This is a genomic window from Runella limosa DSM 17973 (assembly GCF_000482465.1).
In the GTDB taxonomy this organism is placed as follows: domain Bacteria; phylum Bacteroidota; class Bacteroidia; order Cytophagales; family Spirosomataceae; genus Runella; species Runella limosa.
The window spans coordinates 116,998-131,823 of sequence record NZ_KI519421.1; the positions used below are offsets into that span (position 1 = coordinate 116,998).

The window sequence follows — 14,826 nt, forward strand, 5'->3', positions numbered from 1 at the left end:
TCTTTTGATATTTTATTGTATCCGATAGGGCGAGCGCACCGCTCGTGATTTGTATCTACTGGCTTCTAGCCTACCCTGATTTTCAATAAATTCAACCCCAAATTTTACCCTTCTCCTGCCAACCATGTTCAACGAATAATAAATCCGTTAGAAAGTTGGCGTATTGAATCAAAGTGTTGTTAATTGTGCGAGAATTTTTGATGGCTATCCTGAGCTTAGGGCTTGGGTTAGCGGGTGAGCGGAAGGATATTAGATACAATTGCGAAATAGATGCCATCGTAAACGACAATAAATGTTTATAAGCGTTTGAAAGAGATGCAGTGGCGTCATCCCATCGTTGGCAGCCTTTGTTTTGACATAGGCTAACATAAAACTGGTCCTAGAAAATGAACTTTAAATATTTCAAAGCACCGCTTAATGAAATGAGCGACTTGCTTGACAAGCAAGCATTATGTTCTCTTTGTGGTAAGACAGATTTTTGTTTTGAACTTGACTATACTATTACAACTAAATTTTTCAGACAATGATAAAGAAGGAAAAACTGGTTGCTATTCCTGTTTAAGAGAAGGACACTTTGAATTTTGGCACGATACCGAATATGGAATGCTTGACGAAAATGGGTTGAGTAAGGTTTATAATCACAACCAAGACAATCCGTCCAGAATAGCTTCAGACATTTTAACGGAAATGCGAAGAACGCCAAGGCTGATTTCTTGGCAACAAGAACTTTGGCTGACGCACTGCGATGACTTTATGATTTACAAAGGAACTTGGACACCCAAAGATTTTTATACAAATAGCAGTGACGGAGATGGCAGAGCATTATTTATGTCAATGACAAACGAAGAACTAAATCATTTGTGGGACGAAAGTTTACCAAAAGGACAAACCAAACTCGAAGAATGGTATCCGACATATTATGTATTTGAGTGTTCTCATTGTGGTAAACTTCGAGGTAATTGGGATTGTGATTAAGACAAGAAATAGTAATTAAGGCAATATAAACGAAAATATAACGACTGCCAAGACAGGTTTTGCGTCAGGTGGGGTGACGTACAAACTTGAAATTTTATACTTCTAATGATGTTTAGTAATAAATTGGGCATTTGTGCTTTGCTCCCCCAGTCGCAAAGCCCTATCTGTTAGGCACAATTTTACGAAACGTGTACACTGTGATATTCTTAACTTTTTTTAACTTCGTATAAAAATAATATGAGCAAAAAACTGATTCGTTTTGATTGGGCAGTTAAAAAATTACTTCGCAACAAAGCAAATTTTGCTGTCTTAGAAGGTTTTTTGTCTGAATTACTGTTTGACGACATCAAAATCCAAAAGATTTTGGAAAGCGAAGGCAACCCAGAAACAGACGAGGACAAATACAATCGGGTCGATATTCTAACAGAAAACTCAAAAAATGAATTAATTATCGTAGAAATTCAAAATACCTACGAAATAGATTATTTTCACCGTATGGCTTATGGTGCAGCAAAGGTTTTAACCGAAAATCTGAGTTTAGGGCAAGCCTATTCCGAAATCAAAAAAGTAATTTCTGTGAATATTGTTTATTTCAACTTAGGGCAAGGCAGAGACTATGTTTATAAAGGCACAACCAACTTTCAAGGCTTACATGAAAAAGACCTTTTACAACTTTCTAGCCAACAAAAAGAGACTTTTACCAAGCAAAACGTTGCCGATATTTTTCCCGAATACTATATTATCAAAGTCAATCAATTCAATGATATAGCCAAAGATACGCTTGATGAATGGATTTATTTTTTAAAAAATAGTGAAGTTAAAGACGAATTTAAAGCAAAAGGTTTGGCAGAAGCAAAGGAGGTTTTAGACGTAATGCGTTTGAATAAAGAACAACAGTATGGCTATAATCGTTATTTGGACTATTTGCATGTCAAGGCAAGCGAGGCTCTTTCTTTGCAAATTGAGGTAGAGGAAAAAATACGAAAAGACGAAAACTTTAAAAAGGCGGTTGAAATTGCTAAGAGTTTATTGCAAACATCGCTCACGAGCGCGGATATTGCAAAGCATACAAAATTAACCATTGAACAGATAGAGCAAATGCGTAACGAAAAAGAGTAAAATTCTACTCCTTCCTCACCACCCAACTTTTAGCATTTTTTGATTCGTTTGTGAGCTTGAGAATATAGAGTCCTTTGGGGAGGTGGCGGATGTCACCACGGAGTTTTTCGGCATCTTTTTCTACGTTGATTTCTATTTTTTTGCCCGTGAAATCGTAACAAGCTAGCTCGTCGTACTCCACTGAATCACTTTCAATTGTAAAAAATCCAGTGGTGGGGTTGGGATACAGGCGGTATTCGTTGGCGTTTAGCGGTTCTTGCACCGAGGTTATCGCAAAAAGTACAGGATCCGACAGTTCGCTTTTGCAGTTTCCCAAAGTAATCTGTAGTGTATATACGCCTTGTTTGGTAGCCAAATAAACCGTGTCGGTGGCATTCGGAATGGCCGCATTATTATAAAACCACTGATTGCCCGTTTTTGAGCTTGAAACCAACCGCTCCCCTACTTGCTTAATGGTTGGTTTGTTTACCACAATCGTTGTAAAAGTTGTTGCATTGGAGGCTCCTAAATTACACCCAAGTTCGTTCGTAATCGTCACTTTATACTCCCCCGCCGATGTTACTCGGTACGTATTTGTCGAAGTTACCCCAACCGATTGTCCGTCTTTTAACCACTCGTATTTGGTCTGTCCAGCAGGTTGAGCCGTCAAAAGCACACTTTCACCCAAACAAATAGTCCCCGTTTTATCCGAACTAATCGCCGCATTGGCAAGAGTGGCAATCGTAAAACGAGTTGATGAATAAGGACGGCAAGCGCCACTCACGCCATCCAGGGTGGCAACGATAAAGTACTTTCCCGCATTTTTGGGCAGTACAATGTTAGTTAAAACGGCTTCCGTTTTATTGGAAGTCAGCGCGCTGTTGGGTACTACCCCAAGTAACGTACCCGATGAGGCATAGGCTTCCTCTTCCGTCAAAGGCTCAGTGGTGGTCTGTCGAAAGCGAACGGCTTGGTTAGAAACACCACTCATCCCTTTGAGGGAAAGAGAGGCAGTAGCACCAGGGCAAAAAGAACTTTGATTGGTATTGATGGTAATCGCGGAGTTGAGTGTCACCCCTGAACCACAGCAATAAGCTGGCGGATCGAGCGGATCTGCAAATTGTTCCAATGGCACCGCATTCACAAAATTTCGCTGACCCGAACGAGAATAAAAACTGGGTCGCACATTTAAGGCATATTTTTCTGCCAACTTCACAAATTCGTCCGACTCATCCAACACCGATATGGCCCCAAAGCACCCATTCCCTTTGAACTGAAAAAGGGCAACCGCTTTGTCTTTTGTAAAACGACCATAGATGGTTTCGGTCGCAGCTTTCCCAATAACGTAGTAGCGATAGGCGTCGCTTAGTGAGTTAAAAAAAGATTGGTTGGGTTCATTGGGACCCAAACGCAACGGCGTTTTGTCCCATTCGCCCTTCACCCCAATGACCTCACTTATTAAAAAAGATTTTGGTACGCGCAAAGTTACTTGAGCAGTTGGCCCCCGTTCGGCGGTGTCTGCATTAAACGTATTTGGCGTATTATACCCTGGAATTATCCAAACGGTATATAATTGATTAACGGTTTCGTATGTAATTTGATAACGAATGGTATTTGTTGAAGATTGGCCTTTTAATTGACCAACCACTACAAACAATAAAAACCAAAAAATCAAAATTCTTTGTTTCATTTCAATGTTGCTTTTAGTATTTATTTACGTCAAAAAACCGTATTTTTATTTCATGATAAATCAAACTGAAAATGCGTTTTCTTGACTATTATACTATAATTTTATTTCCAATTCAAATTTACGCTCAATGTAACGCCCCTCAAGTAAAAAAATCAGTATTAGCGACTGTGGAGGGCTCATTAGCGACCGTAAAGATATTGGACGCACAACCCAACGAAAGGTATCACCTTTATCGTACTTCTTTTTCGTCAAACTCATTTGAAAAAATAGCTACGACCACCTCATCTCAATTTAGTGATACAGAGGTAGATCCTTCGGCAGGAAGCTACTGTTATTACGTCAAAACCGAGAATAGTTGCGGTCAAATTTCGGACGCTTCCAACAGTGTTTGTACCATTTATTTGAAAGGAAGAGGGCGCACACTCCAGTGGAACTCTCCTTTTCCTGGTCATTCAAATTTAATCCAGTATAAAGTCAGCAAAATTGACGCGCCCCCCACAGACGTGTCAGATTGGCAATATGCAGAGCGATTTACCTTACCAAACCAGTCAAAATCCAATGATACTTACCGAGTTACGGCATCTATAACCATCGAAGTCAACGGCCAAGTAGTTACAACGGAACTGTATTCTTCCTTGTATGAGTTAATAGACCTGCCAGGTATTTATCCACCCGATGTTTTTACCCCCAACAATGACAACATCAATGACACTTGGGTTATCTCTTCCTATTTAATCCAAACATTTCAGTTAAAATTATTTGACCGTAGTGGGGTTGAAATCTTTACGTCAGATTCACTATCAAACTCCTGGAATGGATTACTGCCTGATGGTAGCCAAGCTCCCAATCAGATATATACCTATGTGATCAAGGCCACTGATTTTTTTAATGAAAATTGGCAACAAACGGGAAAGGTTTTATTGTTAAAATAATAAAAAAATAGGACTATCTAAAATGATAGCCCTATCCATTGATTAAGAAGAAGACGAAAACCATTCGTCTTCTTCCTTTTATCCCCTTACCCTTTTGTGAATTTCTTGGTGATTATCTTGTTGTCCTTATCAGTTCGGATTAAATAAGAACCCGAAGAAAGTTTCTCTACATTAATCTTCAATGTATTTATTCCCTGCTTTGCAGTTTCATACGCTTCGTATCTTACAATACCTGACGGGTCAATTAATTCAATGTGAACTTTACCACCGTCACTTTTCGAAAAGTATTTCACATGCACGTCATTTATCGCTGGATTGGGATAGGTGATTAAGCCCGCTGCTTCTTCCAACTCATTAGACATACTCCCAATACTCGCTTGAAGTTTCTTAGCAAGTTGTGCCAATACTTTTGGCAACGTAATTGGTTGAGAAAACTGTTCAAGCGGACGAACCGATACACTGGGTTGTTGGCCAGAACGTGAATAAAAACTATTACCTACATTCAACGACATTGATTTATTGGCAATCTCAACAAACGGATCACTGGTATCCAACACCGTTACATCCTCTGGTTTTGTCCCCGTGCCTTTAAAACGAAAAAGTGCCACAGGTTCTCCTTCTTTGAAAACACCGTAGTTGGTTTCGGCGGCTTGTTTTCCTACGATATAATACTCAAATTGTTGATTAGCTCCCGCTTTTAAAAACTGAGCTTCGCTTCCAATTCGGCTGGGAGCTTTATCCCAGTTTCCACGAATATCCTCTAAGTTTGTCAACTTAAAACCTTTTGGCACCTTGATTGTCACCTGCGCCGTCGCCCCTTTTTCTTCCGAATCTGAATTATAGCGATTCGGGGTACTGTATTGTGGCACTACCCAAGCTGTATAAGTTTGCTGTGTTGCATCATAATCTACCATATAATGAACACCCAGGGGTGATGCACTTTGCGCAAATGCGCCCGTACCACTTACAAGAAGTGATAAAAAAGCGATTCCATGTTTTAAAAATCTCATTTTCATCCTATTTAACTTGGTTAGGATAGCAAGGGGCTTTTTACAGCCCCTTGTTACTGTTGTTATTTTTTACGTTTTTTCACCGCCACAGGTACGCATAGCTGCACTGGACAGCAATTTACCCCTGCTTCGATAATCACTGGGCAACACCCTCCCGCTGGACAAGCCCCGTTGGTTGCGGTATAAGTGTAAGTACCAATCTCCGTTAGTAACACCACGTTACCCGTTGCCACCGCTGTATTTCCACCATTTTTGAACCATTGTACGTTTGTATAAGTAGCAGGAACAGTCACTTCCACTTTTTCACCTACACACAGTTTCACAGGCACGGTGGTACAAGCACTTGCTTCGTTGTTGTCTGACGCAGGATCCGCTTGGTCTGAACCAATGATTTTCGCGGTATTAAACCAAACTCCTTCACCCAACAATTTGGCTTTCAAGGTCAACACAGCACTATCTCCCGATGCAATGCTTGGGATAGTCCAAAGTGGGTTTGAATACGTTCCTTTGTTGACAGTTGCACTCACAAACTGCATACCCGACATTAAGCTATCTTTCAGGGTAACATTAGTCGCCGCATCTGGGCCTAAGTTTTTAACAACAACGCGATACGTAATCTCATCGCCCACCACCGCTGTTTTCTTGTCTGCTACCTTGGTTACTTTTAAATCTGCACTGCCTGTACTTACGGTTTGCGCCAAAATGAACACCGTTGCTGTAGCACACTGTTTAGGGTTTTGGCGGTCACAAACTTGATACACAAATTTGTCTCCTCCAGTGTAACCCGCGTTGGGCGTATAAGTAAATGTTCCGTTTGCATTGATTACCACGGTACCGTTGGTTGGACCAGATACAGGCGTGGTCGTTATATCCAATCCCGTATTTGAATTGTCCTTGTCATTGGCTACAATATTTCCCGTTGCCGTACCCGTAGGAGTTCTAAAAAACAAGTCATCATTGGCCGTTGGTGGAATTGCTCCAGAATTAGCAGGATAGACATTCAAATCAACCCTAGCCGTATCACACAAAACGGGCGTTCCATTATCACACACACGATACAAGAAAAAGTCATCTCCCGTAAAACCTGTAGTAGGTGTGTAAATAAACGTACCATTTGCATTAAAAGTCAATGTACCATGTGTTGGTTGCTGAATCACTGATGCTGTGAGGGTTTGGCCTGCATCAGGATCTTTATCGTTTAAAATGACATTTCCCGAAATAGGTTGTTCTTGCGTAGTTGCGAATTTGTCACCAATAGCCACAGGAGGATTATTTCCCGATGGGTTAATTGGTCGAACTGAAATAGTTACGGTTGCTTCATCGCAATTAGCAGGATTTCCACTATCACAAACTCGATACACAAAGCTATCGTTTCCAGTAAATCCATTCGTTGGCGTGTAAGTATAAGTTCCATTTGCATTTAATACCACTGTGCCGTGCGCAGGTGATTGAACTGGAGTAGTCGTAACCACAAGTGGTCCTGTACCCGTCGATAAGTCATCATTAGTGAGCACATTTCCCGAAACGGCCGTATTTTGATTGGTGATGTTATCATCATCATACGCAAAAATATATGGGCTACTACACAAGGCTGGGCCACCGCTTACGTTTTGGAATTGCTCTCTTGGGTCAACATTTCCACCCGCGGGCTGTCCCGAACGTGAATAAAAACTGTTGGCCACGTTTAAGCTATAGGTTGAACTGGCTGCCGTGATAAATGGATCACCTGGCGGAAGTACACGCACTGGCCCAAAACAAGTAGAGCTTTTAAAAGTAAATAATGCAACGGGTGTTCCATTGGCAAACGAGCCATAGTTGGTTTCATCAGTCGTTTTACCTATCACATAAAAAGCGATATTATTGGGAATGGTTGCAGGATACGATTGGGTTGCTCCGTTGGCAACTTGGCCTTGACCAAGTTTGTCGGGAGCTTTGTCCCACGTTCCTTTGACGTCCGTAATGTTTTGAATTACAAAATTTTTGGGAACAACAAGGGTAAACTGGGCCGTGGCTCCGATTTCACTGGTTCCAGCATTGTTGGTGTTTGGAACATTGTAATTAGGAATTACCCAAGCAGTGTAGGTTTGACTGGTTGCGTCAAAGGTCACTTTGTAATTAACGGTGTTTGAGGATTGCTGGGCCCAGAGCGTGTTCATCATTCCCATTACAAGCCCAAAAACGAGGCAGAGAGCTTTCTTCATAAATTTTTAAGGTTTAAAATTGGTTTTTGCTTCTTCTTTCGTATCGAGTTTGAAGTGGAAGCCTTGGTAGGCTTCCACTCTATTGTTGGTTAGGGAATTTGCTCTTTAATGATGAAGAACTTCTGTCCTAAGGTATTGCCAGGATGGTTCTTAATGATGTTTTGGTAAATGTATTCTACATCATTACCTGTACCTTGGAAGATGGCATCTCCGTTGAGATTAATATCTCCAGTATAGTAGCCTTTCAGCGTGTAAAACTTGCTTACAAAGACATTGCCTACGTAGTTGATTACTTGCTGGTAGATAACGTTCACGTCATTATCCGTTCCTTGATAAATCACTTGATTATCGAAGAGTGAGTTACCAGCCCACAGCGCAACCCCTTGAAGAACATCCACCTGGGCTTTGTTGACTACGTTGGTTTCGTCCAAATTATAAGTTGGCGTCGTTGTTTTGCGGAAGTCAATCACACCACATGTATTTGTCATATCCACAGGTGTCTTACTCATGACCCCTAAGTGGTTACGGTGTTTTACAACTACATAATAGCTATCTGGCGAAGCCGAATTGAAAGTTATCGTACTTACTCCGTCCACATCAACGATGTCACCATCACGTTGCAATAGCGCCGAACGGCTATCCACTACAGTCGTTGGACTTGTCTTACTGCGTAGTTCGATGAATACCCAGTCAACAATAGCATCTTTACCAGATGGGCTACTTGCGCCAACCACCGCCAAAGTACTGGTATTGGCCGTAGTCAAGCCTGTCATTCCCATTGCTGGATATGGACTTGTAGTTGGCAAATAACCTTTCACTCGTAAGTCATCACGCATCAAGGTATCTGGTAACAATACCCCAAATAATGCTCCTTGCAAATACACTTTGGCTTGCAAACAAACTTTGTTAGCTGGAGGAAGAACAGCTATAATCACCGTCCCTAGCGTACAAAGTTGCGGGCTTCCACTGTCACATACTTTGTAAGTGAATATATCCGAACCTACGTAACCTGTTGTTGGCGTGTAAGTGTAGGTTCCATCCGCATTAAAGACAACTGTACCATGGCTTGGGTTTGTCTGTTTGCTGAAAGTCAACGTTTGGCCAGCATCTGGGTCATAGTCGTTTCTAGACACATCACCACTCTTAGGTGTATTCACCGAAGTTATGATGGCATCATCAACAACTACAGGAGGTCTATTACCTGCTGGTGGTGGCGCAAGGACATTGATTGTTACCGTTGCAGTATCACACAAGCTTGGCGTTCCGTTATCACAAATCTGATACGTAAAACTATCTGACCCAACAAATCCTGTCGTTGGCGTGTAAGTAAATGTACCATCTGCATTTGCAATAACCGTGCCATGCGTCGGATTTGTCAACTTCACTGGCGTACCTAACGTACCATTTGGCATTCCTGCTGCATCTGGGTCTGTATCATTGAACTTCACAGGTATGACAACCGCAGCATTTTGATACGTTTGCGTATTGTCATCAATTGCTACAGGCTTATCATTGGTAGGCTTAGGATTAGGAATGATGTTAATCACCACACAAGCCGTGTCTTTCAAACCTGCATTGTCCTTCAATTCGTAACAGAAACCATCTTGACCCGTTACCCCTGGATTTGGCGTATAAGTGAACGTACCGTCTGGGTTCAAGCTCACCGTTCCTTTCGTCGGTGGCGTCACTGGCGTCGTTGTTACCGTCAATGGGCCGCCTTCGGGGTCATCATCATTAACCAACACATTTCCAGTTACTGGGCTATCCTGAGGTGTAATTGCGATGTCATTTATACCTATCGGTGGTTGGTTCGCTGGTGGCAAGATTGCAATCACCACTGTTGCCGTATCGCACGCCCCGCTTGGATCACATACTTTGTACGTGTAATGGTCGCTGCCCACAAAACCTGTCGTTGGCGTGTAGGTGTATGTTCCATCTGCATTTTGTACCACCGTGCCGTTCGTCGGATTCGTCACTTTCGTATATGTCAACTGCGCTGCCGTGTTGTCCACGTCGCTGTCATTGGCCGCTACTGTTCCTGATACTGGCGTATTTTTCGTCGTTACGTTCGCATCGTCAACTGCTACTGGTGGGTTGTTACCAGCTATCACTGGTACCACATTAATGCTCACCGTCGCCGTGTCACACAAACTTGGCGTGCCATTATCGCAAATGCGGTACGTGAATTTGTCCGTTCCAGTAAAGTTCGCATTCGGCGTGTAAACAAACGTACCGTCTGGATTTTGTGTTACCGTTCCATTCGTCGGATTCGTCAACTTCGCAGGTGTACCCAAGGTCGCATTGCCATCTGGGTCACTATCGTTCGCCTTCGCGTTAATCGTCACGGGCGTACCTACTTCCGTTTGTGTATTGTCATCCACCGCAATCGGCTTGTCGTTGCCTGGCGTCGGCGTTGGAATGATGTTAATCACCACACAAGCCGTATCTTTCAATCCTACATTGTCCTTCACTTCGTAACAGAATCCGTCTTGACCCGTTACTCCTGGATTTGGCGTATAAGTAAACGTACCGTCTGGATTCAAGCTCACCGTTCCTTTCGTCGGTGGTGTCACTGGCGTCGTCGTCACCGTCAATGGTCCACCTTCGGGGTCATCATCGTTGGTCAACACATTGCCTGTGAACGGTTTGTCTTGTGGCGTTTCACCGATGTCATTCGTCGCAATCGGAGGATTGTTCGCTGGTGGCAAGATCGCAATCACCACTGTTGCCGTATCACAAGCTCCGCTTGGGTCACATACTTTGTACGTGTAACGGTCGCTGCCCACGAAGTTCGTATTAGGCGTGTACGTGTACGTTCCATCTGCGTTTTGTACCACCGTCCCGTTCGTCGGATTCGTCACTTTAGCGTACGTCAACTGTGCTGCCGTGTTGTCCACATCGCTGTCGTTGGACGCTACCGTTCCTGGCACTGGCGTGTTGCGCGTCGTCACGTTCGCATCGTCAACCGCTACTGGTGGGTTGTTGCCAGCAATTACTGGTACCACATTAATCGTCACCGTCGCCGTATCGCACAAACTTGGGCTGCCATTGTCACAAATGCGGTACGTGAATTTGTCCGTTCCCGTAAAATTCGCATTCGGCGTGTAAACAAATGTACCGTCTGGATTCTGCGTTACCGTTCCGTTCGTCGGATTTGTCAACTTCGCAGGGGTACCCAAGGTCGCATTGCCATCTGGGTCGCTGTCGTTGGCCTTCGCGTTAATCGTCACGGGCGTGCCTACTTCCGTCTGCGTATTGTCATCCACCGCAATCGGCTTGTCGTTGCCTGGTGTCGGCGTTGGAATGATGTTAATCACCACACAAGCAGTATCTTTCAAACCGACATTGTCCTTCACTTCGTAACAGAAACCATCTTGACCCGTTACCCCTGGGTTTGGTGTATAAGTAAATGTACCGTCTGGATTCAAGCTCACCGTTCCTTTCGTCGGTGGTGTCACTGGCGTCGTTGTCACCGTCAATGGTCCTCCTTCGGGGTCATCATCGTTGGTCAACACATTGCCCGTGAACGGCTTATCCTGTGGCGTTTCAGCGATATCGTTTGTCGCAATCGGCGGATTGTTCGCTGGTGGCAAGATGGCAATCACCACCGTTGCCGTATCACACGCTCCACTTGGGTCACATACTTTGTACGTGTAATGGTCGCTGCCCACATAGTTCGTATTAGGCGTGTAGGTGTATGTTCCATCTGCGTTTTGTACCACCGTGCCGTTCGTCGGATTCGTCACTTTCGTATATGTCAACTGCGCTGCCGTGTTGTCCACGTCGCTGTCATTGGCCGCAACTGTGCCCGATACTGGCGTGTTGCGCGTTGTTACATTCGCATCGTCAACCGCCACTGGTGGGTTGTTGCCCGCTATCACTGGTACCACATTAATCGTTACCGTCGCCGTGTCACACAAACTTGGCGTGCCATTGTCACAAATGCGGTACGTGAATTTATCCGTTCCTGTAAAGTTCGCATTTGGCGTATAGACAAACGTACCGTCTGGATTCTGCGTTACCGTTCCGTTGGTTGGATTCGTCAACTTCGCAGGGGTACCCAAGGTCGCATTCCCATCTGGGTCGCTATCGTTGGCCTTCGCATTAATCGTCACTGGCGTACCCACTTCCGTCTGCGTATTGTCATCCACTGCAATCGGCTTGTCGTTGCCTGGTGTTGGCGTCGGAATGATATTAATCACCACGCAAGCAGTATCCTTCAAACCTACATTGTCCTTCAATTCGTAACAGAAACCGTCTTGACCCGTTACCCCTGGATTTGGTGTATAAGTAAACGTACCGTCTGGGTTCAAGCTCACCGTTCCTTTCGTCGGTGGTGTCACTGGCGTCGTCGTTACTGTCAATGGTCCACCTTCTGGATCATCATCGTTGGTCAACACATTGCCTGTAAATGGCTTGTCCTGTGGCGTTTCAGCGATGTCGTTCGTCGCAATTGGTGGATTGTTTGCTGGTGGCAATATCGCAATCACCACTGTTGCCGTATCACACGCTCCGCTTGGGTCACATACTTTGTACGTGTAACGGTCGCTGCCCACAAAACCTGTCGTTGGCGTGTAGGTGTATGTTCCATCTGCGTTTTGTACCACCGTCCCGTTCGTCGGGTTCGTCACCTTCGTATATGTCAACTGAGCCGCCGTGTTGTCCACATCGCTGTCGTTGGCCGCTACCGTTCCTGACACTGGCGTGTTGCGCGTCGTCACATTCGCATCGTCAACCGCTACTGGTGGGTTGTTGCCCGCTATCACTGGCACCACATTGATACTCACCGTCGCCGTGTCACACAAACTTGGAGTACCATTGTCACAAATGCGGTACGTGAATTTGTCCGTTCCCGTAAAGTTCGCATTCGGCGTATAGACAAACGTACCGTCTGGATTTTGTGTTACCGTTCCGTTGGTTGGATTCGTCAACTTCGCAGGTGTGCCCAACGTTCCATTTGGTGTGCCTGAGGCATCTGGGTCGCTATCGTTGGCCTTCGCATTAATCGTCACGGGCGTACCCACTTCCGTCTGCGTATTGTCATCTACTGCAATTGGCTTGTCGTTGCCTGGTGTTGGCGTCGGAATGATGTTAATCACCACACAAGCCGTATCTTTCAAGCCTACATTGTCCTTCACTTCGTAACAGAAACCGTCTTGACCCGTTACTCCTGGATTTGGTGTATAAGTAAACGTACCGTCTGGATTCAAGCTCACCGTTCCTTTCGTCGGTGGCGTCACTGGCGTCGTCGTCACCGTCAATGGTCCACCTTCGGGGTCATCATCGTTGGTCAACACATTGCCTGTGAACGGTTTGTCTTGAGGCGTTTCACCGATGTCATTCGTCGCAATCGGTGGATTGTTCGCTGGTGGTAAAATCGCAATCACCACCGTTGCCGTGTCGCACGCTCCGCTTGGGTCACATACTTTGTACGTGTAACGGTCGCTGCCGACAAAACCTGTCGTTGGCGTGTAGGTGTATGTTCCATCTGCGTTTTGTACCACCGTCCCGTTCGTCGGGTTCGTCACTTTCGTGTACGTCAACTGCGCTGCCGTGTTGTCCACATCGCTGTCATTGGCCGCTACCGTTCCTGACACTGGCGTATTTTTCGTCGTTACGTTCGCATCGTCAACCGCCACGGGTGGGTTGTTACCAGCTATCACTGGTACCACATTAATGCTCACCGTCGCCGTGTCACACAAACTTGGGCTGCCATTGTCACAAATACGGTACGTGAATTTGTCCGTTCCTGTAAAATTCGCATTCGGCGTATAGACAAACGTACCGTCTGGATTCTGCGTCACCGTTCCGTTCGTCGGATTCGTCAACTTCACTGGTGTACCCAAGGTCGCATTGCCATCTGGGTCACTATCGTTCGCTTTCGCGTTAATCGTCACGGGCGTGCCCACTTCCGTTTGTGTATTGTCATCCACTGCAATCGGCTTGTCGTTGCCTGGCGTCGGCGTCGGAATGATGTTAATCACCACGCAAGCCGTATCTTTCAAGCCTACATTGTCCTTCACTTCGTAACAGAAACCATCTTGACCCGTTACTCCTGGATTTGGTGTATAAGTAAACGTACCGTCTGGGTTCAAGCTCACCGTTCCTTTCGTCGGTGGTGTCACTGGCGTCGTTGTCACCGTCAATGGTCCCCCTTCGGGGTCATCATCGTTGGTCAACACATTCCCCGTAAACGGCTTATCCTGTGGCGTTTCACCGATGTCGTTCGTCGCAATCGGTGGATTGTTCGCTGGTGGTAAAATCGCAATCACCACTGTTGCCGTATCGCACGCCCCGCTTGGATCACATACTTTGTACGTGTAACGGTCGCTGCCGACAAAACCTGTCGTTGGCGTGTAGGTGTATGTTCCATCTGCGTTCTGTACCACAGTCCCGTTCGTCGGATTCGTCACTTTCGTATATGTCAACTGCGCTGCCGTGTTGTCCACATCGCTGTCGTTGGCTGCTACTGTGCCCGATACTGACGTATTTTTCGTCGTTACGTTCGCATCGTCAACGGCCACGGGTGGGTTGTTACCAGCTATCACTGGTACTACATTAATCGTTACCGTCGCCGTATCGCACAAACTTGGAGTGCCACTGTCGCAAATGCGGTACGTGAATTTGTCCGTTCCTGTAAAGTTCGCATTCGGCGTGTAAACAAACGTACCATCTGGATTCTGCGTCACCGTTCCGTTCGTCGGATTCGTCAACTTCACTGGTGTACCCAAGGTCGCATTCCCATCTGGGTCACTGTCGTTGGCCTTCGCGTTGATCGTCACTGGCGTGCCCACTTCCGTCTGCGTATTGTCATCTACTGCAATTGGCTTGTCGTTGCCTGGCGTCGGCGTTGGAATGATGTTAATCACCACACAAGCCGTATCTTTCAAGCCTACATTGTCCTTCACTTCGTAACAGAA

At 45.2% G+C, this 14,826-nt stretch carries 7 protein-coding genes; 3 read left to right on the forward strand and 4 right to left on the reverse strand.

Going from position 1 to position 14,826, the window contains the following annotated elements:
- Positions 1 to 489: 489 nt before the first annotated feature.
- Together K339_RS36020 and K339_RS0116305 are read left to right on the forward strand one after the other, a co-directional pair.
- On the forward strand, positions 490 to 975 hold the full coding sequence (locus K339_RS36020; RefSeq protein WP_169731864.1) for a CbrC family protein: 486 nt from the start codon (positions 490 to 492) through the stop codon (positions 973 to 975).
- Positions 976 to 1,212: 237 nt separating this feature from the next.
- Complete coding sequence (locus K339_RS0116305) at positions 1,213 to 2,094, forward strand: Rpn family recombination-promoting nuclease/putative transposase (RefSeq protein ID WP_028524549.1); 882 nt, start codon at positions 1,213 to 1,215, stop codon at positions 2,092 to 2,094.
- 4 nt (positions 2,095 to 2,098) lie between these two features.
- Here K339_RS0116305 and K339_RS36025 read toward each other — a convergent pair whose 3' ends face one another.
- Positions 2,099 to 3,763 carry a T9SS type A sorting domain-containing protein gene (locus K339_RS36025; RefSeq protein ID WP_051398050.1) on the reverse strand — a complete coding sequence of 555 codons (1,665 nt, stop codon included), beginning with the start codon at positions 3,761 to 3,763 and terminating at the stop codon, positions 2,099 to 2,101.
- 167 nt (positions 3,764 to 3,930) lie between these two features.
- On the opposite strand from K339_RS36025, the gene K339_RS0116315 reads away from it, so the two are divergent.
- Positions 3,931 to 4,695, forward strand: coding sequence for a T9SS type B sorting domain-containing protein (locus K339_RS0116315; RefSeq protein WP_169731865.1), 765 nt, complete (start codon positions 3,931 to 3,933; stop codon positions 4,693 to 4,695).
- An 86-nt stretch (positions 4,696 to 4,781) separates the two neighbouring features.
- On the opposite strand, the gene K339_RS0116320 is transcribed toward K339_RS0116315, so the two are convergent.
- The 3 genes from K339_RS0116320 to K339_RS0116330 form a co-directional block, all read right to left on the reverse strand.
- A complete protein-coding gene (locus K339_RS0116320; protein WP_037300908.1) occupies positions 4,782 to 5,705 on the reverse strand; it encodes a T9SS type A sorting domain-containing protein in 924 nt (307 codons plus the stop codon).
- 62 nt (positions 5,706 to 5,767) lie between these two features.
- Positions 5,768 to 7,906, reverse strand: a complete 2,139-nt coding sequence (locus tag K339_RS36030) for an Ig-like domain-containing protein (protein ID WP_084332235.1) — start codon at positions 7,904 to 7,906, stop codon at positions 5,768 to 5,770.
- 89 nt (positions 7,907 to 7,995) lie between these two features.
- Complete coding sequence (locus K339_RS0116330; RefSeq protein WP_157607621.1) at positions 7,996 to 14,814, reverse strand: Ig-like domain-containing protein; 6,819 nt, start codon at positions 14,812 to 14,814, stop codon at positions 7,996 to 7,998.
- Positions 14,815 to 14,826: the final 12 nt, after the last annotated feature.

What these genes read in the sequence shown, in the direction of transcription:
- K339_RS0116320 (WP_037300908.1), bottom strand. Translation starts at nt 5,705, where the DNA reads ATGAGATTTTTAAAACATGGAATCGCTTTTTTATCACTTCTTGTAAGT.
- K339_RS36030 (WP_084332235.1), bottom strand. Translation starts at nt 7,906, where the DNA reads ATGAAGAAAGCTCTCTGCCTCGTTTTTGGGCTTGTAATGGGAATGATG.
- K339_RS0116305 (WP_028524549.1), top strand. Translation starts at nt 1,213, where the DNA reads ATGAGCAAAAAACTGATTCGTTTTGATTGGGCAGTTAAAAAATTACTT.
- K339_RS36025 (WP_051398050.1), bottom strand. Translation starts at nt 3,763, where the DNA reads ATGAAACAAAGAATTTTGATTTTTTGGTTTTTATTGTTTGTAGTGGTT.